The organism is Saccharopolyspora sp. 6M (genome assembly GCF_020176775.1).
Taxonomy (GTDB): Bacteria; Actinomycetota; Actinomycetes; order Mycobacteriales; family Pseudonocardiaceae; genus Saccharopolyspora_C; species Saccharopolyspora_C gregorii.
This window is the reverse complement of sequence record NZ_JAIUJZ010000010.1, coordinates 61,341-83,896: the sequence shown is the minus strand read 5'-3', so window position 1 is coordinate 83,896 and position 22,556 is coordinate 61,341. Positions and strand designations below refer to the sequence as shown.

The 22,556-nt window shown below is 74.7% G+C and carries 22 protein-coding genes and 1 tRNA gene; 17 read left to right on the top strand and 6 right to left on the bottom strand.

The genetic code is table 11. From position 1 onward, the window contains the following. Positions 1 to 19 precede the first annotated feature (19 nt). Both LCD31_RS01465 and LCD31_RS01460 read left to right on the top strand, forming a co-directional pair. Positions 20 to 1,036, top strand: a complete 1,017-nt coding sequence (locus tag LCD31_RS01465; protein WP_224955568.1) for an acyl-CoA dehydrogenase family protein — start codon at positions 20 to 22, stop codon at positions 1,034 to 1,036. Next, complete coding sequence (locus LCD31_RS01460) at positions 1,033 to 1,980, top strand: iron-siderophore ABC transporter substrate-binding protein (protein ID WP_224955567.1); 948 nt, start codon at positions 1,033 to 1,035, stop codon at positions 1,978 to 1,980. Before LCD31_RS01465 ends, LCD31_RS01460 begins: the two co-directional genes overlap by 4 nt. 24 nt (positions 1,981 to 2,004) lie before the next feature. Here LCD31_RS01460 and LCD31_RS01455 read toward each other — a convergent pair whose 3' ends face one another. The 3 genes from LCD31_RS01455 to LCD31_RS29715 all read right to left on the bottom strand — a co-directional run bounded on the left by LCD31_RS01455 (position 2,005) and on the right by LCD31_RS29715 (position 3,451). Then, positions 2,005 to 3,141: an MsnO8 family LLM class oxidoreductase gene (locus LCD31_RS01455; RefSeq protein ID WP_224955566.1), complete on the bottom strand. Its 1,137-nt coding sequence runs from the start codon at positions 3,139 to 3,141 to the stop codon at positions 2,005 to 2,007. 63 nt (positions 3,142 to 3,204) lie between these two features. Next, positions 3,205 to 3,278 (bottom strand) — tRNA-Cys (locus tag LCD31_RS01450). 83 nt (positions 3,279 to 3,361) lie between these two features. Beyond that, positions 3,362 to 3,451 carry a putative leader peptide gene (locus tag LCD31_RS29715; RefSeq protein WP_374108108.1) on the bottom strand — a complete coding sequence of 30 codons (90 nt, stop codon included), beginning with the start codon at positions 3,449 to 3,451 and terminating at the stop codon, positions 3,362 to 3,364. A 115-nt stretch (positions 3,452 to 3,566) separates the two neighbouring features. Between LCD31_RS29715 and LCD31_RS01445 the strand changes: the two genes are divergently transcribed. Continuing rightward, the gene (locus LCD31_RS01445) at positions 3,567 to 4,472 is read left to right on the top strand and encodes a pseudouridine synthase (RefSeq protein WP_224955565.1); all 906 of its coding nucleotides are present in this window, start codon (positions 3,567 to 3,569) and stop codon (positions 4,470 to 4,472) included. A 45-nt stretch (positions 4,473 to 4,517) separates the two neighbouring features. On the opposite strand, the gene mftR is transcribed toward LCD31_RS01445, so the two are convergent. Continuing rightward, complete coding sequence (gene mftR / locus LCD31_RS01440; protein ID WP_224955564.1) at positions 4,518 to 5,129, bottom strand: mycofactocin system transcriptional regulator; 612 nt, start codon at positions 5,127 to 5,129, stop codon at positions 4,518 to 4,520. Positions 5,130 to 5,210: 81 nt separating this feature from the next. On the opposite strand from mftR, the gene mftA reads away from it, so the two are divergent. The 12 genes from mftA to mftE all read left to right on the top strand — a co-directional run bounded on the left by mftA (position 5,211) and on the right by mftE (position 17,054). Beyond that, complete coding sequence (gene mftA / locus LCD31_RS01435; RefSeq protein WP_224955563.1) at positions 5,211 to 5,318, top strand: mycofactocin precursor MftA; 108 nt, start codon at positions 5,211 to 5,213, stop codon at positions 5,316 to 5,318. Further along, positions 5,296 to 5,601, top strand: coding sequence for a mycofactocin biosynthesis chaperone MftB (gene mftB, locus LCD31_RS01430; protein WP_224955562.1), 306 nt, complete (start codon positions 5,296 to 5,298; stop codon positions 5,599 to 5,601). Before mftA ends, mftB begins: the two co-directional genes overlap by 23 nt. A 22-nt stretch (positions 5,602 to 5,623) precedes the next feature. Then, the gene (gene mftC / locus LCD31_RS01425; protein ID WP_224955561.1) at positions 5,624 to 6,826 is read left to right on the top strand and encodes a mycofactocin radical SAM maturase; all 1,203 of its coding nucleotides are present in this window, start codon (positions 5,624 to 5,626) and stop codon (positions 6,824 to 6,826) included. A 64-nt stretch (positions 6,827 to 6,890) separates the two neighbouring features. Next, positions 6,891 to 8,843, top strand: a complete 1,953-nt coding sequence (locus tag LCD31_RS01420) for a mycofactocin system FadH/OYE family oxidoreductase 1 (RefSeq protein ID WP_224955560.1) — start codon at positions 6,891 to 6,893, stop codon at positions 8,841 to 8,843. Then, positions 8,840 to 10,804, top strand: a complete 1,965-nt coding sequence (locus tag LCD31_RS01415; protein WP_224955559.1) for a mycofactocin system FadH/OYE family oxidoreductase 2 — start codon at positions 8,840 to 8,842, stop codon at positions 10,802 to 10,804. The genes LCD31_RS01420 and LCD31_RS01415 overlap by 4 nt, the downstream gene beginning before the upstream one ends. Beyond that, positions 10,801 to 11,739, top strand: a complete 939-nt coding sequence (locus LCD31_RS01410) for a mycofactocin-associated electron transfer flavoprotein alpha subunit (protein ID WP_224955558.1) — start codon at positions 10,801 to 10,803, stop codon at positions 11,737 to 11,739. The genes LCD31_RS01415 and LCD31_RS01410 overlap by 4 nt, the downstream gene beginning before the upstream one ends. Then, positions 11,732 to 13,090, top strand: a complete 1,359-nt coding sequence (locus tag LCD31_RS01405; protein WP_224955557.1) for an FAD-dependent oxidoreductase — start codon at positions 11,732 to 11,734, stop codon at positions 13,088 to 13,090. The genes LCD31_RS01410 and LCD31_RS01405 overlap by 8 nt, the downstream gene beginning before the upstream one ends. 24 nt (positions 13,091 to 13,114) lie before the next feature. Continuing rightward, positions 13,115 to 13,411, top strand: a complete 297-nt coding sequence (locus tag LCD31_RS01400; RefSeq protein ID WP_224955556.1) for a ferredoxin family protein — start codon at positions 13,115 to 13,117, stop codon at positions 13,409 to 13,411. A gap of 5 nt (positions 13,412 to 13,416) precedes the next feature. Continuing rightward, positions 13,417 to 14,277, top strand: a complete 861-nt coding sequence (locus tag LCD31_RS01395) for a mycofactocin-associated electron transfer flavoprotein beta subunit (RefSeq protein ID WP_224955555.1) — start codon at positions 13,417 to 13,419, stop codon at positions 14,275 to 14,277. Beyond that, on the top strand, positions 14,270 to 15,055 hold the full coding sequence (locus LCD31_RS01390) for a mycofactocin-coupled SDR family oxidoreductase (protein ID WP_224955554.1): 786 nt from the start codon (positions 14,270 to 14,272) through the stop codon (positions 15,053 to 15,055). Before LCD31_RS01395 ends, LCD31_RS01390 begins: the two co-directional genes overlap by 8 nt. Beyond that, complete coding sequence (gene mftF / locus LCD31_RS01385) at positions 15,052 to 16,386, top strand: mycofactocin biosynthesis glycosyltransferase MftF (protein ID WP_224955553.1); 1,335 nt, start codon at positions 15,052 to 15,054, stop codon at positions 16,384 to 16,386. The genes LCD31_RS01390 and mftF overlap by 4 nt, the downstream gene beginning before the upstream one ends. Then, complete coding sequence (gene mftE, locus LCD31_RS01380; protein WP_224955552.1) at positions 16,383 to 17,054, top strand: mycofactocin biosynthesis peptidyl-dipeptidase MftE; 672 nt, start codon at positions 16,383 to 16,385, stop codon at positions 17,052 to 17,054. The genes mftF and mftE overlap by 4 nt, the downstream gene beginning before the upstream one ends. 146 nt (positions 17,055 to 17,200) lie before the next feature. On the opposite strand, the gene LCD31_RS01375 is transcribed toward mftE, so the two are convergent. Together LCD31_RS01375 and LCD31_RS01370 are read right to left on the bottom strand one after the other, a co-directional pair. Further along, positions 17,201 to 17,359, bottom strand: coding sequence for a hypothetical protein (locus tag LCD31_RS01375; protein ID WP_224955551.1), 159 nt, complete (start codon positions 17,357 to 17,359; stop codon positions 17,201 to 17,203). Between the two features lie 100 nt (positions 17,360 to 17,459). Continuing rightward, positions 17,460 to 18,827: an aminotransferase class V-fold PLP-dependent enzyme gene (locus LCD31_RS01370; protein WP_224955550.1), complete on the bottom strand. Its 1,368-nt coding sequence runs from the start codon at positions 18,825 to 18,827 to the stop codon at positions 17,460 to 17,462. Between the two features lie 555 nt (positions 18,828 to 19,382). Here LCD31_RS01370 and LCD31_RS01365 point away from each other — a divergent pair. Both LCD31_RS01365 and LCD31_RS01360 read left to right on the top strand, forming a co-directional pair. Further along, positions 19,383 to 21,227, top strand: a complete 1,845-nt coding sequence (locus LCD31_RS01365; protein ID WP_224955549.1) for an ABC transporter ATP-binding protein — start codon at positions 19,383 to 19,385, stop codon at positions 21,225 to 21,227. A gap of 52 nt (positions 21,228 to 21,279) precedes the next feature. Next, positions 21,280 to 22,500 carry an FAD-dependent monooxygenase gene (locus LCD31_RS01360; protein WP_224955548.1) on the top strand — a complete coding sequence of 407 codons (1,221 nt, stop codon included), beginning with the start codon at positions 21,280 to 21,282 and terminating at the stop codon, positions 22,498 to 22,500. Positions 22,501 to 22,556: the final 56 nt, after the last annotated feature.

The following is a 22,556-nucleotide window of genomic DNA, read 5'->3' as shown; positions in this document are numbered from 1 at the left end:
CTTAGGCTAGCCTCACCCAGTGGTCTCCTTCGAACTCGCGCGGACCCTGGCCGACGAGGTGCTGTTCCCGGCGGCGGCCGAGGTCGACGCCGCGGGCGCGGTGCCGCGCTCCCACTTCGATCTGCTGGCCGAGCACGGTTTCTACGGCGCGGTCGCGCCCCACGAGCACGGCGGCCCGGAGCTCCCGCTCGACGAGGCCGGCCGGATCGTGGAGGCGCTGTCCGGCGGCTGCCTGAGCACCGCGTTCGTCTGGGCGCAGCACCACGGCGTGGTGCGCGGGCTGCTGAGCACCGAACGGACCGAACTGCGCGACCGCCACCTGGACGACGCGGTGCGCGGGAAGCTGCGCGGTGGCGTGTCGTTCGCCGGGGCCATCCCGCAGCCGCCGCGGCTGCACGCGGTGCCGGTGGACGGCGGCTACCGGTTCACCGGCGAAGCACCGTTCGTCAGCGGCTGGGGGATCGTGGACGTGCTGCAGGTGTCGGCGCGGGACGGCGACTCGGTCGTGAACGCCTTCCTCGACGCGCGCCCGGCGCCCGGGATCCGCGTCGAACCGCTCCGGCTGGTCGCGGCGCAGGCCACCGCGACGGTGCGGTTGTGGTTCGACGACCACTTCGTCCCGGCCGAGCGGGTGCTGGGCGTCGTCCCGCACTCGGCGGTGCTCGCCGCGCAGGCCGGGGCGGCCCGGCTCAACGGGGCGATGCCGCTGGGGATCGCGGGGCGCTGCGCCCGGCTCATCGCCGACACCGGGCGGCCCGAGGTCGCCGAACGGCTCGAAGCGGACCGGGACGCGGTGCGGGACGGGCTGGACGAGGCGTTCGCCACCGGCGCCGACATCGCACCGGCCCGGGCGGCCGCCGCCGAGCTGGCGCTGCGCTCCGCCGGAGCGCTGGTGACCGCGGCAGGCAGTTCCGCGCTGCTGCTGGGCGAGCACGGGCAGCGGCTGGTGCGGGAGGCGACGTTCACCCTCGTCGCCGCGTCCCGGCCACCCATCAAGGACGGCATCCTCGCGCTGCTGGCGGGAGGCGCGCGGTGAAGCGGATCGCGGCCGCCGCCCTGCTGCTCGGCCTCCTCGCCGGGTGTTCGCCCGCCCCGCAGGCCCCGGAGCGCACCGGGACCGAGGTGCGGCACGCGCTCGGCACCACGACGGCGCCCGCGCACCCGGCGCGGGTCGTCGCGCTGGGGCCCGCCGACGTGGACGCCGCGCTCGCCCTCGGCGTCGAACCGGTCGGCATCGGGTTGCCGCTGAGCGCGGAGGTCCAGCCGTGGCAGCGGCGGCCGGGCTGGGAACCGGTGACGCTGCGGCCCACCGACCAGGGCTACTCCACCGAGGCGATCGCCCAGCTGCACCCGGACCTGATCCTCGCGGGCAGCGACTACTACATCGACGGGGAGTACGCGGCGCTGTCCCGGCTCGCCCCGACCACCGCGTTCGAGACCGCACCGGACGAGGAACCGTGGCAGACCACCACCCGCCAGGTGGGGCGCGCGCTCGGCAGGCCCGCGGAGGCGGACCGGCTCGTCGCCGACACCGAGCGGCGCGTCCGCGAGGCCGCCGCCGCGCACCCGCAGCTGGCGGGCGCCGAGGTCGCGGTCACCCTCGGGCACAGCCCCGGCGGCCTCGGGGTGATCCGCTCCGCGCAGGACGTCACGGTGCGCACCTTGACCGAGTTCGGCATGGCGCTGTCCCCCGCGGCGGCGAACCTGCCCGGTGCAGCGTTCAACGCGCAGGTCAGCGCGGAGAACCTGGCGCGGATCGACACCGACGTGCTCATCACCGCGTACCCGAACCCGGCGGTGCGGCCGCAGATCGAGTCGCTGCCGGTGTTCGAGTCGCTGGACGCGGTGCGGGACGGCGGCTACCTGCCGCTGGCGCAGGCGGACTGGCCGCTGCTGCGCCAGCCCGGTGTGCTCTCGCTGCCGTACCTCGTCGACCACCTGCTCCCCCGGATCGCGGACGCGGCCCGGCACCGCCGCTGAGCCCCGCCCGGGGCGTCGTGCGCGTCAGGAGCGGGACCAGGCCCCGGCGAGCAGTTCGTAGGAGCGCAGCCGGTCCTTCGGGTCGTGGGTGATGGTGGTGATGAGCAGTTCGTCGGCCCCGGTGACCCGCCGCAGCACCTCCAGCCGTTCCACGACGGTCTCCGGGGAGCCGACGATGCGGGTCTGCACCCGGTCGGCGACCCGGGCGCGTTCGGCCTCGGTCCAGTGGCGGCGACGCGCTTCGTCCGGGCTCGGGTACGGCTGGGCGCCGTCGCCGTGGCGGATGTCGTGCACCCATCCGGCGAAGGGCGTGGCGAGTTCGCGGGCGGTGGCGTCGTCCTCGGCGACGAGCACGTCGGCGGACACGACGAGGTGCGGCCGGTCCAGCCGCGGGGAGGGCGCGAACGAGTCGCGGTAGGACGCGGCGGAGTCGAGCACGGTGCTCGGGGTGACGTGGTAGTTCGACACGAACGGCAGGCCGAGCTCGCCCGCCGCGCGGGAGCTGGGGCCCGCGCTGGCGCCGAGCACCCACACCTGCAGCGCCGCGTGCTCGGCGGTGATCGCGTGCGCTTCGCGCCCACCGCCGTCACGGAAGGTGCCGTCGAGGAAGGCCAGCACTTCCCGGACCTGATCCGCGTAGTCGGAGCGCCCGGTGTCGCCGAGCAGCAGGGCGTGCCCTTCGAGCTGTTCCACGCGGGCCTTCGACAGGCTGCCGCCGCGAGCGGTGCGCGGCACCGGAAGTCCGTCCACGTAGGCGGGTTCGGGCGCGGTGACCGGTGCGCTGTCGCCGGTGGCGGCCTTGGCGAATTCGACGTACTTGGCGAGGCCGGAGCGGCCGAGCCCGAGGTCGATGCGGTCCGGGTGCAGCTGGGCGAGGGTGCCGAAGTCCTCGGCGACCTGCAGCGGGCTGTGCTGGCCGAGCAGCACCGCCCCGGATCCGACGCGGATGTGCCGGGTCGCGGCGGCCACCGCGGCGATGAGCACCGCGGGGGAGGACGAGGCGACGCCGGGCACCAGGTGGTGCTCGGCGAGCCAGAACCGCCGGTAGCCCCACTGCTCGGCGTTCCGGGCGAGTTCGACGGTGTCGCGCAGCGCACCGCCCGCCGTGCCGCCGGTGGGGATCGGTGCGAGGTCGAGGATCGAGAGCGGTACCGCGGTCATCGCTTCCTCCAACGCACCGCCTCCCCTCGGGTTCGGGGGAGGCGGGCTGTCCACAGTGGATCGTGGAGGCGGAGGCGGGATTCGAACCCGCGTGCAGGGCTTTGCAGGCCCTTACCTGGCCTCTCGGTCACTCCGCCACGACCCGATCAGCGGCCGCAGCCGGGGATCGGGGACCAGAATCGTCCACATCGGACCCGAGTCGGGTCCGGGAGGTCGCTGCTCAGGGCAGCGCGGGCGCACAGATCGAACTCGCGTGCCGCCGGAGGTCGACGTGCAGGCGAGCGAAGAAGAACCGCGCCTCGATGTCCACGCCACGATTCTTGCGCCGCACCCGCCGGGCGTCAACGGAGCCCGGTGGCGTCCCACTGGCTGGACGATCTCGGCCGGAACCGCAGCGCACGGGCCGCGCCGTACGCTGGCCGGTGATGCGACGCAAGCTCCGATCCCCCCTGCCGCAGCGCGACGGCCTCGACGCCGCGCGGCTGCGCACCCCCGGTTCGGGGACGTGGGCGACGATGCGCGACCACCTGGTCGAGCGGTTGCCGATCCCGGCCGGCGAGGTGGACCGGATGCTGCGCGAGCAGCGCGTCGCCGATCGGCACGGCCGGTTCGTGGACGCCACCACGCCGTTCGCGCCCGATGCCTTCCTGTGGGTGCAGCGGGAACTCCCGGCCGAGGTGCCGGTGCCGTTCGAGGTGGCGGTGCTGCACCGCGACGAGCACCTGCTGGTGGCGGACAAACCGCACTTCCTGGCCACCACGCCGCGCGGCGGGCACGTCGCCGAGACGGCGCTGGTGCGGTTGCGCCGCGCGCTGGAGCTGCCGGAGCTGAGCCCGGTGCACCGGCTCGACCGGCTGACGGCGGGCCTGGTGCTGTTCGCCGTGCACCGGGCCGCGCGGCGCGAGTACCAGCTGCTGTTCCAGGACCGCGCGGTGCGCAAGGAGTACGAGGCGATCGCGCCGCACGACCCGGCCCTGGAGCTGCCGCGCGTGGTGCGCAGCAGGATCGAGAAGGAACGCGGCGTGCTCCAGGCCCGCGAGGTACCGGGCCCGGTGAACGCGGAGACGCGGGTGGAACTCGTGGAGCACCGGGGCGGACTCGCCCGCTACCGGCTGCTGCCCGCCACCGGCCGCACCCACCAGCTGCGGGTGCACCTGGCATCGCTGGGCGTGCCGATCCTCGGCGATGAGCTGTACCCGGAGGTCCGGGAGCGGGCCGCGGAGGACTTCACCGATCCGCTGCGGCTGCTGGCCAAGGAGCTCGCTTTCGACGACCCGATCACCGGGGCCCCGCGCCGCTTCACCAGCCACCGCGCGCTGGAACTCCCCTGACCCGACCACGCGGCGGCGCTTGCCCCGAAGCCGGGCGCGGCGCGGTCAGGCGAAGCCGCGGGACAGGTCGCGGAGGGCGTCGTCCAGGACCGCGCACAGGTCGACCCCCGGCGTCGAGAGCCAGTGCTCGTAGGCCGCGAGCGCCGCGCCGAGGGTGGAGTGCGCGATGGCCTGCGGGCGCAGCGCGCTGACCGGTTCGCCGAGGCGGTCGGCGGCGAACTCGGCGACGACGGCGCGCCAGTCGGCGTAGCGCAACGTCGAGTGCGCCTGCAGCGCGGGCACCCGCAGGATCAGTTCGAGGCGGCGGCGGTGCCGCGCCGTCTCGGCCGGATCGACCCGGTTGAACTCGACGACGACCGCGCGGATCGCCGCCAGCGGCGGCTCGTCCGCGGGCCGGGCGCGGAACCGCTCCCGCATCACGTCGAGCCGTTCGGTGAACGCGCCCCACACCACGTCGTTCTTCGAGTCGAAGTAGCGGAAGAAGGTGCGCCGACCGATGCCGGCGGCCCGCGCGATGCGCTCCACGGTGGTGCGGTCGAAGCCGTCCGAGTCGAACAGCGCGAAGGCGACGCGTTCGAGTTCGGCGGGGCTGGTCGTGCGCCGCCGGCCGGGCCCCGTCGTTGGTCCGGAAGTGTGGTCGCGGGTCGGTCCGGTCATCGCCTCTTCCATTGTGACACCGGGTGCCCATATCGTGTGGCGGCCACCACATCGCAGTGAGTGAACGGGAGGAAGCATCCCATGAGCGAATCCCAGCACGACGCGACCGGCACCGCCCCGGCCGACGGGGTGGAGGACGACCTGCTCGTCGAGGAAGTGTCGATCGATGGCATGTGCGGCGTCTACTGAACCGGGCGGGGGGGCCGGGTTCGACCCCGGCCGCCCGCACCGGCTGAGCCCGACCGTCTCGCTGCGCCCGGAGCGCTTCGGGGCGCTCGTCTACGACTTCACCACGCGGCGGCTGTCGTTCCTGAAGACGCCGGAACTCGTCGCCGTGGTCCGCGAACTGGAGCACCAGCCGGACGTGCGCGCCGCGCTCACCGCCGCCGGTGTGCCCGCCGAGCAGCACCCGCGCTACCTGACCGCCCTCGCCGGACTGCGCGAGGCGGGCACCATCCGGCCCCGCGACTGAACCGCCCCGCGAGGAGGCGCACATGCGGCTTGTCGAGCACTTCCAGCACGGCCTGGACTCCCCCATCTGCCTCACCTGGGAACTCACCTACGCGTGCAACCTGTCCTGCGTGCACTGCCTGTCCGCGTCCGGGCGGCGCGACCCGCGCGAGCTGTCCACCGCGGAGTGCAAGGCCGTCCTCGACGAGCTGCAGCGGATGCAGGTGTTCTACGTGAACATCGGCGGCGGCGAGCCGACCGTGCGCGCCGACTTCTGGGAACTCGTCGAGTACGCCGTGGACCACCAGGTGGGGGTCAAGTTCTCCACGAACGGGGTGCGGTTGACGCCGGAGCGGGCGCGGTGGCTGGCGGGCACCGACTACGTGGACGTGCAGCTGTCCCTCGACGGGGCGACCGCAGAGGTCAACGACCGGGTGCGCGGGACGGGCTCCTACGACACGGCGATGGCGGCGATGCGCAACCTGCGCGATGCCGGGTTCCGCGACTTCAAGATCAGCGTCGTGCTGACCAGGGAGAACGTCGACCAGCTGGACCGGTTCAAGGAGATCGCGGACGAGCACGGCGCGCAGCTGCGCCTCACCCGGCTGCGGCCGTCCGGGCGCGGCGCCGACGTGTGGGACGAGCTGCACCCGGCCGCCGGGCAGCAGCGGGAGATCTACGACTGGCTCGTCGCGCACGGCGAGGGCGTGCTCACCGGAGATTCGTTCTTCCACCTCAACGCGCTCGGCTCCACGCCGCTGCCGGGGCTGAACCTGTGCGGCGCCGGACGCGTGGTGTGCCTGATCGACCCGATCGGCGACGTCTACGCCTGCCCGTTCGCGATCCACTCCGAATTCCTCGCGGGCAACGTGCGCGACGACGGCGGATTCGGCGCGGTGTGGCGGGAATCCGAGCTGTTCGAGCGGTTGCGCGCGCCGCAGACCGGCGGCGCGTGCACGTCCTGCACCGCCTACGACGCGTGCCAGGGCGGGTGCATGGCGGCGAAGTTCTTCACCGGCCTGCCGCTGGACGGGCCGGACCCGGAATGCGTGCTGGGCAACGGGGAACGCGCGCTGGCCGGGGTCGGGGCCGCGGTGCCGAAACCGGACAAGGACCACTCGCACCGCACCGCGCCCCGGCGGCGGCAGGAACCGGTCGCGGTCGGCATCGGCTGGGGCCCGCCGGACGAGCAGCCGGTGCCGGACCGGGCCTGCGACACCAGTCCCCTCGCCGGTTTCCGCCCCTGACCCGAGCGGCCCGGCCGAACCCGGCGGGTCCGGCCACCCGCTTCCCACGGAAGGCTCCCACCACATGAGCGGATCTGCGGTCGGACTCACCGAGCCGGTGCGGCTCGCCGGGCGCGCGGCGCCGTCCCGGGTGCTGTTCGGGCCGCACGAGACGAACCTCGGCGACGGGCGCGCGCTGTCCGGCGCCCACGCCGCCCACTACGCCGAGCGGGCCGCGGGCGGCGCCGGAGTCGTGGTCACCGAGGTCGCGAGCGCACACGGCTCGGACTGGCCCTACGAACGCGCCCCGCTGGCCGCCGAGTGCGGTCCGGGCTGGGCGGCGGTCGTGGCGGCCTGCCGGCCGCACGGGACGCTGGTGCTGGCGGGCCTCGGGCACGCGGGCTCGCAGGGTTCGTCGGCGCGGTCGCAGTCGGCGCTGTGGGCGCCGTCGCGGGTCGCGGACGTGGCGAGCCGGGAACTGCCGATGGCGGTGGAACCGCGCGAGATCCGCGCTCTCCTCGGAGGTTTCGCCACCGCCACCCGGATCGCCGTCGAGTCCGATGTGGACGGTGTGGAGATCGGCGCCGGGCAGTTCTCGCTGCTGCGCCAGTTCTTGTCCGGCCTGACGAACCAGCGCGCCGACGAGTACGGCACCGACCGGTCCCGGCTGCTGCGGGAAGTGCTCGCCGCGGTGCGCGCCGAGCGCGGCGCCGGCCGGGTGCTGGGCCTGCGGCTGTCCTGCGACGAGCTCGCGCCGTGGGCCGGCATCACCCCGGAGCAGGCTGCCGAACTCGCCGCCGCGCTCGCCCCCGAGGTGGACTACCTGGCCGTGGTGCGCGGTTCCGCGATGGGCACCGCCGCGACCACGCCCGACGCGCACGCGGAACCCGGGTTCAACCGCGAGCTGTGCCGCGCGGTGCGCGCGGCCGTGACCGGGGCAGCTCCGGTGGTGTTGCAGGGCTCCGTGGTCGATCCGGCGCAGGCGCAGGCCGCGCGGGACGACGGGACGGCGGACCTGGTGGAGATGACGCGCGCGCAGCTCGCCGACCCGGCCCTGGTGCGGAAGGTCCGGGCGGGGCGCCGGATCCGGCCGTGCGCGCTCACCAACCAGCAGTGCCGGGTGCGCGACGACCGCAACCCGCTGGTGAGCTGCCTCGGCGAACCGCGCACCGGGCACGAGACCACGGACCCGGCCCCGGCCCCGGCCCCGGCCCCGGACGGGAGCGGGAACGGACGACCGGTGCTGGTGGCCGGTGGCGGGCCTGCCGGGCTGGAGGCCGCGCGGGTGCTGGCGCTGCGCGGGCATCCGGTGCGGCTGGTGGAGCGCACCGACCGGCTCGGCGGGATGCTGGCGCTCGCGGCGCTGCTGCCCGGCCGGGGGCGGCTCGGCGCGCTGGTCGACTGGCTCGCCGCGGAGGTCCGGGAGCTCGGCGTCCCGATCACCACCGGCGCGGACGCCCGACCCGAACCGGGGGAATTCCTCGTCGCCGCAACGGGTTCCGCACCCGGACCGCGGCACTACGAGAGCGCCGGAACGGTGCTGGAGGCCGCCGACCTGCTGCGCGCGGTCCGCGACGGGCGGCTCGACGAGGTGCTGCCGGACGGCCCGGTCGCCGTGTTCGACCCGGTCGGCGACGCCACCGGGGTCGCCGTCGCCGAACTCCTCGCCGGCACCGGACGGGAGGTCTCGATCATCAGCCAGGACCAGGTGATCGGCACCCAGCTGGCCCGCACCGGCGACCTCGCCGACGCCAACGGGCGGTTGCAGCGCGCCGGGGTGGTGCTCGCCAAGCGCAGCCTGCTGCGCGCGGTGCGGCCCGGCGAAGTGCTGCTGGCCGACGTGTTCACCGGCGCCGAACGGACCCTGCCCGCCGAGCTCGTCGTGCACTGCGGGCACCGGCTGTCCGACCCCGTCCCGCTGCCGGACTTCGCGGCGGCCGCCGGGGACCGGGTGGCGCCGCGCACCGCGCACGAGGCCATCCGGGAGGGGCGCCGCGCCGCGCTCGCCCTCTCCCGCGACCTGGCGGTGACGGCATGAGCGCCACCGGCCGCTACCGGCACCTGTTCCGGCCGCTGCGGCTCGGACCGGTCACCGTCGCGAACCGCATCGTGTTCTCCGCGCACCTGACGAACTACGCCGAGGGCGGGCTGCCGACCGAGCAGCACGCCGCCTACTACGCGGCGCGGGCCGCGGGCGGCGCCGGGCTGATCATCACCGAGGAGCACTCCACCCACCCCACCGACTGGCCGTACGAGAAGCTGATCCACGGCTTCCACCCCGAGGTCGTGCCCGGCTACCGGCGGATCACCGAGGCGGTGCACGCGCACGGGGTGCCGATCTTCGCGCAGCTCAACCACAACGGCGGGCAGGCGTCCGGGATGTACTCGCGGCTGCCGGTGTGGGCGCCGTCGCCGGTGCCGGACCCGCTGTTCCGCGAAGTGCCGAAGGCCGTGGACCACGCCGAGATCGACGAGGTCGTCGCCGGGTACGCGACCGTGGCGCGGCACTGCCGGGACGGCGGTTTCGACGGCGTGGAGCTGCAGTGCTCGCACTCGTCGATCGTGCGCGGTTTCCTGTCCCCGGCGACGAACGCGCGCACCGACGAGTACGGCGGCGCGCTGCCGAACCGGGCTCGGCTGCTGCTGCGGCTGGTCGCGGCGGTGCGGGAGGTGATCGGGCCGGATCTGGCGCTGGGCGTGCGGTTGTGCGGCGACGAGCTCATCGACGGCGGCACCACCATCGACGAGGCGGTGGCGGTGGCGCGGCTGGTCGAGGCGACCGGCGCCGTGGACTACGTGAACACCTCGATCGGGGTCGCCACCGCCACGCTGCACATGATCGAGGCGTCGATGAGCGTGCCGCCCGGCTACGCCCTGTTCATCCCGAGCGCGCTGCGCAAGGCGGTGGAGCTGCCGGTGGTCGGGGTGGGCCGGTTCAAGGACCCGGTGCAGGCCGACCGCGCGCTGGCCGACGGGCACGCGGACCTGATCGGCGTGGTGCGCGGCCAGATCGCCGACGCGGACTTCGCCGCCAAGGCGCGCTCCGGGCACGCCGCCGACATCCGCACCTGCCTGTCCTGCAACCAGGAGTGCGTCGGCCGGATGGGCCTGAACCGCTGGCTCGGCTGCATCGAGAACCCCCGCACCGGCAACGAATCCGTGCCGCTGCCGTCACCTCGCGCCGCGAAGCGGGTCGTGGTCGTCGGCGGTGGTCCGGGCGGGTTGCAGGCCGCGGCGACGGCCGCGCAGCGCGGGCACCGGGTGACGCTGCTGGAGCGCCGCTCCACCACCGGCGGGCAGGTCGCGGTGGCGGCGAGCGTGCCGCAGCGCGCCGAATTCCTCGACGTGGTGCGGAATTCGCTCGCCGAGTGCCGCCGGTACGGCGTCGAGGTCCGCACCGGGGAGCACGCCACCGCCGAGTCGCTGCGCGCGCTGCGACCCGACGTGGTGGTCCTGGCGACGGGCGCGCGGCCGCAGCGCCCGCACTGGGCAGGCGACCTGGCGCGCGTGGTGGACGTGCGGGACGTGCTGGAGGGACGCGCGGCGCCGTCCGGGCAGGTGCTGGTGGTGGACGAGCTCGGGTTCCACCAGGCGACCTCGGTGGCCGAGCTGCTCGCGGACCGGGGCTGCGCGGTGCGGATCAGCACCCCCGGGATGGTCGTCGGCCAGGACCTCGGCATCACGCTGGACCTGGAGTCGTTCGCGGTGCGCGCCGCCGCCAAGCGCATCGAGCAGACCACCGACGAGGTGGTGCTCGACGCCTCCGCCGCGGACGACGGCCGGGTGCGGGTGCAGCTGCTCAAGCACACCACCGGCGCGAGCGGCGCGGAGGTGTTCGACTGGGTGGTGTGCGCGACGCACCAGGAGCCCGAAGAGGAGCTGTGGCTGGAGCTGTCCGCGTCCGGCGAGCTGCCCGTCCACCGGGTCGGTGACTGCGTGGCGCCGCGGCGGGCGCATGCGGCGGTGCTGGAAGGACATCGGGCGGCGGTGGCGCTGTGAAGGGGGAGGTGGTCGCGGTGCTGGTCGTGCGGGACGGCAGGCCGCCGGTGGGCGGGGACGATGCCGTCGCGGAGGCCGGTGGCGCCGCGGTGCTGGTCGGTTCCGGCTGCCGCCGGGCGGTCGTGGAGCTGCCGCCGCTGCGCCGGGCGTGGTGCGCGGAGGCCGGGGACTTCGCGCCGGGCGCGTACGCCGCCGCGCTCGCGCCGCTGCTGGCGGAGGTGCCGCGGGTGGTGCTGCCGGGTTCGCCGGACGGCCGGGACCTCGCGCCCCGGCTGGCGGCCGCGCTGGACCGGCCGCTGCTGGCGGGAGCCACCCGCACCGACGCGGCGGGCACGGACCTGGTGCGCTGGGACGGCAGGCTCACCGCGACCGTCCGCACCCCGGCGCGCTGCGTGGTGTCGCTGGTGCCCGGGGTGCGCGGCGCGCTGCCCGCGGGCGGTCCCCCCGAAGTGTCCGATGTGGACGTTCTGCTTCCGCCGGTTCCGGACGCGGAGGTGCTGGAGGTGCTGGAACCGGATCCGGCGACCGCCGAGCTCGGCGAGGCGCGTCGGCTGCTCGGCGCCGGGGCGGGGCTCGCCCGCGGAGACCTGACCGGGCCGGAATCCGTGGCGCTGCTGGAAGAACTCGCCGCCGCCCTCGGTGCCTCCGTCGGAGCGACCCGCGTGGTCACCGACGCCGGGTGGGCCGCTCCCGGGAGGCAGATCGGCACCACCGGTGCCGTGGTGTCCCCCGAGCTGTACCTGGCCTTCGGCGTGTCCGGCGCCGCCCAGCACCTCGGCGGACTCGACGCACCCGGGCACGTGGTGTCGGTGAACACCGACGCCAGCTGCCCCATGACCGCGATGGCCGATCTCGGCCTCGTCACCGACGCGCAACGGCTGCTCGCCGAACTGGTGCGCAGGCTCGCCCGGAACGAGGAGGACCACCATGTCTGACCGGGGTGCCGGGCCGTCCACCGCCGCCGTGCCGATATCACGGCCGCAGCGCTACGACTTCGACGCCGTCGTCGTCGGCGCCGGGCCCGCCGGATCCGCCGCCGCGCTGGAACTGGCCCGCGCCGGGCGGAGCGTGGCGCTGCTGGAACGCGGACCGTTCCCCGGTTCGAAGAACGTCTACGGCGGCGTCGTCTACGGACGGGTCCTCGACGGGCTGATCCCCGGCTGGCAGCAGGAGATGCCGGTGCAGCGGTGGGTGACCCGCAGGCAGACGATGGTGCTGTCCGGGGAGCGCTCGCTGACCGTCGACTTCCGCAACGAGAACTGGGGCCGGGCACCGCACAACGGCGCCACCACGCACCGCGCCGAGTTCGACCCGTGGCTCGCCGAGCACGCGCAGCGGGCCGGGGCGGTGCTGGTGCCGTCCACGGTGGCGGTGGCGCTGCTGCGGACCGCCGACGGCGCCGTGCACGGGGTGCGCACCGACCGGCCGGACGGCGACCTCACCGCGCGGGTCGTGCTGGCCTGCGACGGGGTGAACTCGTTCCTGGCGAAGCAGGCCGGTCTGCTCGGCGGCGACCAGGCCTCGCACACCACCCTCGGTGTGAAGGAGACGCTGGCGCTGCCGCGCGGGGTCATCGACGAGCGCTTCGGCGTCACCGGCAGCGGCGGCGTGGACGTGGAGATGCTCGGCTGCACCGGGAAGGTGCCCGGCGGCGGATTCCTCTACACCAACGCGGAATCGGTGAGCATCGGCCTCGTCCTCGGCCTGCGCGGCCTCGCGCGGGCGAAGGTGCGCCCGGAGCACCTGCTGGCCGAGCTGAAACGGCACCCGTCGATCGCGCCGCTGGTGCGCGGCGGCGAACTCGTCGAGTACTCCGCGCACCTCATCCCCGAAGGCGGCTACCGGACGATGCCGCCGCTGATCGCCGACGGGCTGCTGCTGGCCGGGGACGCGGCCGGGATGTGCCTGGCGGCGGGGATCTGGCTGGAGGGCGTGAACTTCGCGCTCGGCTCCGGCATGTGCGCGGGCCGCGCCGCGGCCACCGCGCTCGCCACCGGCGACACCTCGGCGGCCGGTCTCGCCGGGTACCGCTCCGCGCTGCGGAGCTCCTTCGTGCTCGCCGACCACGAACGGCTGCGCGACGCGCCGGGGCTCGTGCTGTCCGAGCGGATGCAGCAGCGGTATCCCGGCCTGCTGTGCGACTTCGCCGAGTCCGTGTTCGCAGTGGACAATCCGCGGCCGAAACCCGGATTCCGCGCGTTGCTGCGCCGGGCCGCGAAGCGCAACGGGGTGCGGATGCGGGACCTCGCCAAGGACGCCCTCACCGGCTTGCGGACCTTCGGCTGATCGGACGGGAAGGAAGGGACGGCGATGGTCGATCCGTACCACGACATTTCCTTCGAGGAGCGGATGTCCCACGTGGACTTCCGGGTGTCCGGGCAACCGCACATCGCGGTGGACACCGAGGTGTGCCGCTCCTGCACGACCCGCGCGTGCGTGACCGCGTGCCCGGCGAACCTGTTCGTGCCCACCGACGACGGCGGCATCCTGTTCAACTACGAGCAGTGCTTCGAGTGCGGCACCTGCTACCAGGTGTGCGACGAGAGCGGCGCCATCACCTGGGAGTACCCGGCGGGCGGCCACGGCGTCGTGTTCCGTAAGGGGTGAGCGGGATGTTCGTGGTAGTGGCGCTGCGCTGGGTGGACGAGCGGGCCGAGGTGGATCCGCTGTCCGGCCGGGTGCGGACGTCGGACCGGTCCGCGGGCGCCTCCGCCGCGGACGCGGCGGCGCTGGAGCTGGGCCTGCGGCTGGCCGGGTTCACCGGCGGCCGGTGCGCGGCGGTGAGCCTCGCCCCGGCGGGCGCGGATGAGCTGCTGCGCGGGGCGCTGGCCTCCGGCGCGGACGAGGTGCTGCGGGTCGAACCGGCCGGGGTACCCGATCCGCGGGCCGCCGATTCCGGCGCGGGCACGGCGGTGGCGCTCGCCGCCGCGGTCCGCGAGCGGTTCGGCGCGCCCGACCTGGTGCTCACCGGGGACCACTCGCCGGACCGCGGGACCGGTGCCATCCCGGCGCTGCTGGCCGCCGAGTTCGGCTGCGCGCAGGCGCTCGGCCTGGTGTCCCTCGACACCGAACCCGCCGCCGACGGCCGGTTGCGGGCACTGCGCAGGCTGGACCGGGGGCGCCGGGAGCGGCTGGCGGTGCCGCTGCCCGCCGTGTGCTCGGTGGAGGCCGCCGGGGTGCGCCCGCGCACCGCCGCGCTCCCCGCCGTGCTGGCGGCGCGTTCCGCCGAGGTCTCGGTCGTCGCGGCCCGCGCCACCGCGGACCCGCCACCGCTCACCGCCGCACACGGCTACCGGCCGCGCGCCAAGGAACTGCTCGCGCCCGCCGGGGCCGAACCGCTGTCCAGGCTGCGGGTGCTGACCGGCGTCGGCCAGCGGTCCGACCCGCCACGCGTGGTGGTCACCGACGACCCGGCGGAAGCCGCCGACGAGCTGCTGGCATTCCTGCGCGCCGAGGGTCACCTCGATGGCTGAGCGGGTGGCGGTGGTGACCGGCGCGGCCCGCGGCATGGTGCGGGCGGTGCTGCGGCGGCTCGCCGGGCACGGCTGGCGGGTGGTGGCGGTGGACCGCTGCGCCGACGACCCCCGGGTGCCCTACCCGCTGGGCACCGCCGAGCAGCTGGCCGAGCTCGCCGCCGAGCACCCGGACGCCGTGCTCGACGTGGCCGCCGACGTGCAGGACCCGCGGGAGCTGCGCGACGCGGTCGCCCTCGCCGAGCAGCGCTTCGGCGGCCTGGACGCCGCCGTCGCCGCCGCGGCGCTCATGGCGGGCGGGCACCCGTTCTGGGAGGCCGACGAGTCCGAGTGGGCGGCGTCGTTCTCCGTCGGCGTGGACGGCACCGCGCACCTGGCGCGCGCCGCCGTGCCCGCGCTGCTGCGCCGTCCCGAGCCGCGGACCGGGCGGTTCGTGGCGCTGGCCTCCGCGGCCGCGCACACCGGGCTGTGGCGGCTCACCTCCTACAACGCGGCCAAGCACGCCGTGCTGGGGCTGGTGCGGGGGCTGGCGACCGACCTGCGCGGCACCGGGATCTGCGCCACCGCCGTCTCCCCCGGCTCGACGCGCACCGAGATGCTGCGGGCCACCGCCGAGATCTACGGTCTGTCCGATGTGGACGAGTTCGCCGAGCACCAGCTCACCGAACGGATCTTGGAGCCCGACGAGGTGGCGGCCGTGGTCGAATTCCTGTGCTCGCCCGCTTCGTCCGCGATCACCGGCACCGCGGTGCACGCCGACGGCGGGTTCACCGCATGAGCGCACCGGTCCCCCCGGGCACGCGGCTGGTGCCGGACCCGTCGCTGCGGCGCGCCCGCGACGGGCAGGTGCTGCTGGGCGGCTCCCCGGTGCGGCTGCTGCGGGTGGGGGCGCGCGCCGCGCGGCTGGTGGACCGGTGGTTCGCGGGCGAACCGGTGCGGGAGGGCGGCGCGCTGGCGCGGCGGCTGCTGGATTCCGGGCTCGCCCACCCGGAGCCGCCCGCGGGCGAGCTGGGGCCCGCCGACGTGACGCTGGTGGTGCCGGTGAAGGACGATCCGGCCGGCCTGGCGCGGGTGCTGGCCGCGACCGCCGAACTGCCGCACCGGATCGTCGTCGACGACGGCTCGCGGGAGCCCGCCGCCGAGCTCCGGCATCCGGTCGCGCGCGGGCCCGCGGCCGCCCGCAACACCGGCTGGCGGCGGGCGCGCACCGAACTCGTCGCGTTCCTCGACGCCGACGTGCTGCCCGAACCGGGGTGGCTCGCGCCGCTGCTGCGCCAGTTCACCGATCCCGCCGTGCACGCGGTGGCGCCCCGCGCCCGCGGCGCCGCGGGCGGCGGGGCGATCGCCTGCTACGAGGCCGACCGCGGCGGGCTCGACCTCGGGGCGCTGCCCGCGGGCGTGCGGCCGATGAGCCGGGTCGGCTACGTGCCCAGCGCCGCGCTCGTGGTGCGCCGGGCCGCGCTGGCCGAGCTCGGCGGGTTCGACGAGGCGCTGCGCTTCGGCGAGGACGTGGACCTGGTGTGGCGGATCGTCGACTCCGGCGCGGTGGTGCGCTACGTGCCCGGGTCGGTGGTGCGGCACCGGCCGCGCAGCGGGTTGCGGTCCTGGCTGCGGCAGCGCTTCGACTACGGCACCTCCGCCGCCCCGCTGGCCCGCCGCCACCCGGGCAGGCTCTGCTGCGCCCGGCTGTCGCCGTGGAGCGCGGCGTCCTGGACGGCGCTGGTGGCGGGGCGGCCGGTGCTGGCCGCGGGGCTCGCGACGGGCAGCGCCGCCGTGCTGCCGTGGAAGCTGCGGGCGCACGGCGTGCCGGGCCGGGAGGCGTGGCGGCTGGCGGTGCGCGGGCACCTCGGCGCGGGGCGGCTGCTGGCGGAGGCGGTGCGGCGCGCCTGGTTCCCGCTGCTGCTGGTCTCGCGGCGGAGCCGCGCGGTGCTGCTGGTGGCGGCGCTGCCCTGCGCGTGGGAGGCGCTGCGGCACCGGCGCGGACCCGGCTGGTTCGCGCTGCGGCTGCTCGACGACCTCGCCTACGGGTGCGGGGTGTGGGCCGGGTGTGCGCGGGAACGGTCGGCGGCGCCGCTGCTGCCGCGGTTCACCGGGAGGACGACGCGATGAGCCTGGGCGCGCTGCGCTGGACCGAACTCGACGACGCCGCGCGGGTGCTGGCGATCCCGCTCGGTGCCACCGAGCAGCACGGGCCGCACCTGCCGCTGCGCACCGACACCGCCATCGCCGAAGCGCTCTGCGCCCGGCTGGCCCGGCGGCTGCCGGAGGTCGTCGTCGGCCCGGCCGTGCCCTACGGCGCCAGCGGGGAGCACGCCGCCTTCCCCGGCACGCTCTCCATCGGGCACGAGGCGCTGTGGCTGCTGCTGGTGGAGCTGGTGCGGTCCGCGGACCGGTTCACCGGGGTGGTGCTGGTGAACGGGCACGGCGGCAACCTGCCCACAGTGCACCGGGCCGCCGAGCAGCTGCGCGGCGAGGGCAGGCGCGTGCTGGCGTGGTGCCCGGACGGGCCGGCCGACGACAGCCACGCCGGACGCACCGAGACCTCCGCGATGCTGCACCTGCATCCGGGCGAGGTCACCCTCCCGGACGCCGCCGCGGGCAGCACCGAACCGCTGCCCCGGATCATCGACCGGTTGCGCGGCGGCGGAGTCCGCGCCGTGAGCCCCAACGGCGTCCTAGGCGACCCCGCGGGCGCGACCGCCGCCGAGGGCGCGGTCCTCCTCGCCCGGTGGACCGAGGCCCTCACCACCGCGGTGACCCGCTGGCTGACCGGCTGAGCCCTGCGCTCGTCCGGACCGCCGGCTGGACCCCAGCCCGACACGTCGACGCCCACCCGCCCGGCGTGCGCGGACTGGTGGGCCGTCGACTCGTGGAGATCGTCCGGTGAGCGGGCCGCCCGTTCGGAGCGGATCGCCCACCCGGATCAGCGCGGTGCGGGAACGGTGCGGCCGCGCTGGGGTTCGGGGTTCCCGCCGTGCAGGAAGCGGTGGCGGGCGTCGGCGATCCGGCGGGACTCGTCCCACATGGTGTGCAGGAACTCCGGGCGAACCCTCCTGGCGCGGACGGACGAACGAGTGGACATGGGACCCCCGGTTTCGATCAACGTGGCACGGTGCGGCGCCCGTCCGGTCACCCGGCGAGCGCCCCACCCGGGTGCCCGGTCACCCGGCGGAGCAAACCGCTCACTCCGCGGCGCGCCGGACGAGCGCCTCCAGATCGGTGTGGCAGCGGCGGATCCAGTGCTCGTGCTCCGGTTTCAGCAGCACGCTGCGCAGCACCCGCGCGGTCGGCACGTCGGCGCGCAGCCGGTGGCCGCGCCGCGCCAGGTCGGCCGCGGTGACCTCCATCGCCGCCAAGTGCACGGCTTCGCCGGGCTCGGCGCGCATCCCGCCGTGCAGCACCCACTGGGTGCGCTCGTCCAGCGCGGCCATGCCGGGCGCGGCGGGCACGATGCCGAGCACGTCGAGCTCCGGCCGCTGGTACGCGGACAGCACCGTCGAGTCCGCCAGCAGCTCCGCCCAGCCCAGCGCGGCCCGCCTGCCCGCGCGCAGCACCCGGCCGAGGCCGTCCGGCGTGGGCGGCAGCACCCGCAGCGTCAGCCACAGCGCGGCAGCGGCGGCCCCGGATCGGGAGCATTCCAGGGAGATCTCGCCCAGGTGCGGTTCCGCTGAGGTGAAGTACGTCCACGGCGACTCGTGCCGGTAGTACCGCTCGACCGCGGGGTCCGCGAACAGCACCGCCCCGCACCCGTAGGGCTGCAGGCCGTGCTTGTGCGGGTCCACCACGACCGAGTCGCACTCGGCGATGGCGCGGAACGGCGCGGCGGCCACCCCGTCCGGCGCGTCGTCGGCGATGAGCGCGAAGAACCCGCCGCAGGCCGCGTCGACGTGGATCCGGAAGTCGTGCCGCCACCGCAGGTCCAGCACCTCGTGGATCGGGTCGACGGCACCGAGCCCGGTGGTCCCGGCGGTGAGCACCACGGTCCCGATGTCCTGCTCCCCCAGCAGCGAATCCAGCGCCGCCACGTCGATCCGCCCTACCGCGTCCACCGGGATCGGCACCGAGCGCACGCCCAGCAGACGGCACATCCGGGCGTGCGTGTAGTGCGCGTCCGCGCTGTGCGCGATGGCCGCTCCGGGCCGGGTTTCCCTTGCCACGTAGAGGGATTCGAGGTTCGCGATGGTGCCGCTGCCGGTGAGGTGGCCCAGCGCGCCCGGCATCCCCAGCATCGCCGCGAGCCGGTCCACCGCCTCCCGCTCCAGCCCGGTGGTGGCCGGGCCCCCGTCGAGCGCGTGGTTGTTCGGGTTCAGCAGCATCGCCGCCAGGTAGCCGACGACGGCCGCCGGGTGCGGCGGCTTGATCAGCTGTCCGAGGTAGCGGGGGTGGTGGAACGGGTAGGTGCCGCGCAACCGGTCGAGCAGTTCGGCGAACGCGGGGCCGAACTCCTCGTCGGGCACGACGGCGTCCGGGTGCGGCGCGAACTCGCCGAATTCCCGTTGCCACGCAACGATCTCGGCCACCGCCCGGTCCACCCACGCGCGCAGGTCCATCCGCTCCTCCTCGTGTCCGGCGCCCCACAAGGAACCACGCGCGAGCGGGTGCGGCCAGCACCGCGGGAAAGCAGAACCCGTTGGTTCAGCGGGAAATCAGGGTCGATAGTCCTCTGTGCAAGCTCGGTGACATGGCGTTTACTCGTTGTCAGGTCGGGTTGTTCCGCCACATGGGGGGCACCTACCTTTCGGAAAGCCACTGGAGGAGTGCGCCGATCTCCGGGCCCGGCCCGGGCGGCATCACCAGCGGTCCGATGTCCAACGACGACACCGACCGACGAGCGGAATGTCGACGATGACGTTCTTCTCCGGGGGAAGTCGGCAATGCGGAAAGGTGCATGGCGATGGGCAAAGGCAGCAGCGTTTTCGTGTACGTGAACAACAACCGCCGCCGCAAGCACGGCTGGGGCAACGGTTGGGGACACGGCTGGGGCCACGGCTGCGGCTGCAAGTAACAGCTTGGCTCAACGTCCGGGTGACGCCCGCACCTTCCCTGGTGCGGGCGTCACGCCCGTCGGCAACAGGGGGTAAGTCGTGCGGGGACCGATTCGGTGGTTGTTCGATCCACCGGTCGCCGAAGAGGCGGGTTTGGTGGAGACCGCGCCATCGATCGGGGTGCGGGAGGTGTTCCGGCGGTTCTGGCCGGACGCGCGACCGTTCCGCTGGTACATGGTGCTCAGCTTGGGGTTGGTGCTGGTGTCGCCGCTGCTGGACGCGGCGGCGATCTGGTTGTTCAAGGTCCTCATCGACGACGTGCTGACGCCGCGGGACTTCTCGCTGTTCCCGCTGGTGGCCGTCGCGTACGCGGGGATCACGATCGTGATGGGCATCGTCGGGTTCGGCGAGAGCTACCTGACGGTGTGGATCGGTGAGCACTTCCTGAACCGCTTGCGGATCCGGGTGTTCACCCACCTGCACACGTTGTCGGTGGACTTCTTCGACCGGCGCAGGCTCGGCGACACGCTGAGCAGGCTCACCACCGACGTGGCGTCCATCGAGAGCCTGGTGCTGTCGGGCATCACGCAGACGGTGGCGTCGCTGGTGAAGATCGTGGTGTTCGCCGGGGTGCTGTTCTACCTGGACTGGCGGCTCACGGTGGTGGCGCTGCTGGTCGTCCCGCTGTTCCTGGCGGTGGCGCGGTTCTTCGCGATGCGCATCAAGTCGGCGTCCCGGGAGGTCGCCGGCCGCACCGGGTCGATCGGCACGGTCGCGGAGGAAAGCCTCGGCAACGCCCCGCTGATCCAGGCCTACGGCCGCGAGTCCGCGGAGGTGCGGCGGTTCACCCGGCAGAGCCGGTCCAGCCTGTCCGCGGAGCTGTCCGCGGCCCGCATCGGCGGCCTGTTCGAGCCGCTGGTGGACCTGCTGGAAGTGCTGGCGATCATGGCGATCGTCGGCGTCGGCATCTGGGAGCTGGCGTCCGGCCGGATCACCCTCGGCGGGCTGCTGGCGTTCCTGGTGTACCTGTCGCAGCTGTACTCGCCGGTGAGCAACCTCGGCCAGCTCTCGAACGTGATCTACGGGGCGGCGGCGAGCGCGGAACGCATCCTGGAGCTGTTCGACCAGCGCCCGCACGTGCCCGCCCCGCGGAACCCGAAGCGGCTGGACCGGGTGCGCGGCGCGGTGCGGCTGGACCGGGTCGGGTTCCACTACCCGGACACCGCCGACGAGGTGCTGCACGACGTGGACCTCACCGCGGAGCCCGGGGAACGCGTCGCCGTCGTCGGCGCCAGCGGCGCGGGGAAGTCGACGTTGACGAAGCTGCTGCTGCGGTTCTACGACCCGGACCGCGGCAGCATCTCGCTGGACGGCGCGGACCTGCGCGAGCTGGACCCGAAGGAGCTGCGCTCGCACATCGCGATCGTGCTGCAGGAGACGCTGCTGCTGGACGGCACGATCGAGGACAACATCCGCGCGGGCAAACCGGATGCGGACCGCGCGGAACTGGTGGACGCCGCGCGCGCCGCCGACGCGCACGACTTCATCGCCGCGCTGCCCGACGGGTACGAGACGCGCGTCGGACAGCGCGGCAGGTTGCTCTCCGGCGGGCAGCGCCAGCGCATCGCGATCGCCCGCGCGATGATCCGGGACGCGCCGATCCTGCTGCTGGACGAGCCGACCGCGAGCCTGGACGCCGAGGCGGGGCAACGGATCCTCGGCCCGCTGAACCGGTTGATGGCGGGGCGGACCACGATCGTCATCTCGCACAACCTGCTCACCGTCACCGACGCGGACAAGATCCTCTACTTGGACCACGGCCGGGTCACCGGCCTCGGCACGCATTCGGAGCTGCTGGCGGGCAACAACGGCTACGCGCACCTCTACCACCTGCACCACCCGTCGGAGGAAGTGGTGCACGGCGCGCCCGCGCAGCGCAACGGCGGGACGCGGGAGCACACGTGACAGCGCAACGACAACCGGGCGGCCACCCGCCGCCCCCGTCCAGGAGGTGCCCATGAAGATCACGTGCGTAGGTGCTGGACCGGCCGGGCTGTACTTCGCGATCTCGGCGAAGCTGCGCGACGCCGGGCACGACATCACCGTCATCGAGCGTGATCCGCCGGGCGCCACCTACGGGTGGGGCGTCGTGTACTGGGACAACCTGCTCGATCCGCTGTACGCCAACGATGCGGAGAGCGCGCAGCAGATCCGGTCCGCGTCCACGCTGTGGCAGGAGCAGCAGATCGTCCTCGGCGGCACCGACTACGGTTTCCTAGGCGGCTACGGGTTCAGCGTGAACCGGGCGACGCTGCTGGACGTGCTGGCCGAACGCGCCACCGACCTGGGCGTGGACGTCCACTACGAGCAGGACGTGCAGAGCCTCGACGAGCTCGCCGACAGCGACCTGATCATCGGCGCGGACGGGGCGGGCAGCAAGGTGCGCTCGCTGCACGAGGACGAGTTCGGCACCCGGGTGGAGACGGGCAGCAACCCCTACATCTGGCTGGGCACGGACAAGGTCTTCGACCGGTTCACGTTCGCGTTCGAGCGGACCTCGGCGGGCTGGATCTGGTTCCACGCCTACCCGTCCAGCGCCGGCGTCAGCACCTGCATCGTGGAGACCACCGAGCAGACCTGGAAGGCGCTCGGTTTCGACGAGCGCGGCGACGAGGACGCGGTGCGGCTGCTGGAGAAGATCTTCGAGAAGCCCCTCGAAGGACATTCGCTGATCAGCAGCTCCCGGGGCGAAGCGGCGCGGTGGCAGCGGTTCACCCAGGTGCTCAACCGGAGCTGGCGGTACGAGAACGTGATGCTGCTCGGCGACGCCGCGCACACCACGCACTTCAGCATCGGCTCCGGCACCCGGCTGGCCATCATGGACGCGATGATCCTGGCGCAGAAGCTGCACGACCACGAGCACCTGGACACCGCGCTGCGCGACTTCGACCAGCAGGGCCGCAGCGCGCTGCGCCCGCTGCAGGCGGCCGGGCGCACCAGCATGGCCTGGTTCGAGCGGGCGGACCGCTACCTCGACCGGGAGGCGGTGGACGTGGCGTACGCGATGGCCGCGCGCGGCGGCGCCCAGTCGCCGTGGCAGTACCGGATGCACCAGGCGACGCAGGTTCCGGCCGTGCGCAGGGGAATGCGCTGGTACGACAACGGGCACCGCTGGTACCTGGCCTGCCGCCGCGGCGAAGCCCTCGGCAGCCGCCCGGAGAAGTCCACCTCCCGCTGACGCACCGCGGGTGAACGGACCGTTCGTCCGATCCGCTCGGTCGAACGGGCCGTTCA

What these genes read in the sequence shown, in the direction of transcription:
- LCD31_RS01455 (WP_224955566.1), bottom strand. Translation starts at nt 3,141, where the DNA reads ATGACCGCGGTACCGCTCTCGATCCTCGACCTCGCACCGATCCCCACC.
- LCD31_RS01445 (WP_224955565.1), top strand. Translation starts at nt 3,567, where the DNA reads ATGCGACGCAAGCTCCGATCCCCCCTGCCGCAGCGCGACGGCCTCGAC.
- mftR (WP_224955564.1), bottom strand. Translation starts at nt 5,129, where the DNA reads ATGACCGGACCGACCCGCGACCACACTTCCGGACCAACGACGGGGCCC.
- mftA (WP_224955563.1), top strand. Translation starts at nt 5,211, where the DNA reads ATGAGCGAATCCCAGCACGACGCGACCGGCACCGCCCCGGCCGACGGG.
- mftB (WP_224955562.1), top strand. Translation starts at nt 5,296, where the DNA reads ATGGCATGTGCGGCGTCTACTGAACCGGGCGGGGGGGCCGGGTTCGAC.
- mftC (WP_224955561.1), top strand. Translation starts at nt 5,624, where the DNA reads ATGCGGCTTGTCGAGCACTTCCAGCACGGCCTGGACTCCCCCATCTGC.
- LCD31_RS01420 (WP_224955560.1), top strand. Translation starts at nt 6,891, where the DNA reads ATGAGCGGATCTGCGGTCGGACTCACCGAGCCGGTGCGGCTCGCCGGG.
- LCD31_RS01415 (WP_224955559.1), top strand. Translation starts at nt 8,840, where the DNA reads ATGAGCGCCACCGGCCGCTACCGGCACCTGTTCCGGCCGCTGCGGCTC.
- LCD31_RS01405 (WP_224955557.1), top strand. Translation starts at nt 11,732, where the DNA reads ATGTCTGACCGGGGTGCCGGGCCGTCCACCGCCGCCGTGCCGATATCA.
- LCD31_RS01400 (WP_224955556.1), top strand. Translation starts at nt 13,115, where the DNA reads ATGGTCGATCCGTACCACGACATTTCCTTCGAGGAGCGGATGTCCCAC.
- LCD31_RS01395 (WP_224955555.1), top strand. Translation starts at nt 13,417, where the DNA reads ATGTTCGTGGTAGTGGCGCTGCGCTGGGTGGACGAGCGGGCCGAGGTG.
- LCD31_RS01390 (WP_224955554.1), top strand. Translation starts at nt 14,270, where the DNA reads ATGGCTGAGCGGGTGGCGGTGGTGACCGGCGCGGCCCGCGGCATGGTG.
- mftF (WP_224955553.1), top strand. Translation starts at nt 15,052, where the DNA reads ATGAGCGCACCGGTCCCCCCGGGCACGCGGCTGGTGCCGGACCCGTCG.
- mftE (WP_224955552.1), top strand. Translation starts at nt 16,383, where the DNA reads ATGAGCCTGGGCGCGCTGCGCTGGACCGAACTCGACGACGCCGCGCGG.
- LCD31_RS01375 (WP_224955551.1), bottom strand. Translation starts at nt 17,359, where the DNA reads ATGTCCACTCGTTCGTCCGTCCGCGCCAGGAGGGTTCGCCCGGAGTTC.
- LCD31_RS01370 (WP_224955550.1), bottom strand. Translation starts at nt 18,827, where the DNA reads ATGGACCTGCGCGCGTGGGTGGACCGGGCGGTGGCCGAGATCGTTGCG.
- LCD31_RS01360 (WP_224955548.1), top strand. Translation starts at nt 21,280, where the DNA reads ATGAAGATCACGTGCGTAGGTGCTGGACCGGCCGGGCTGTACTTCGCG.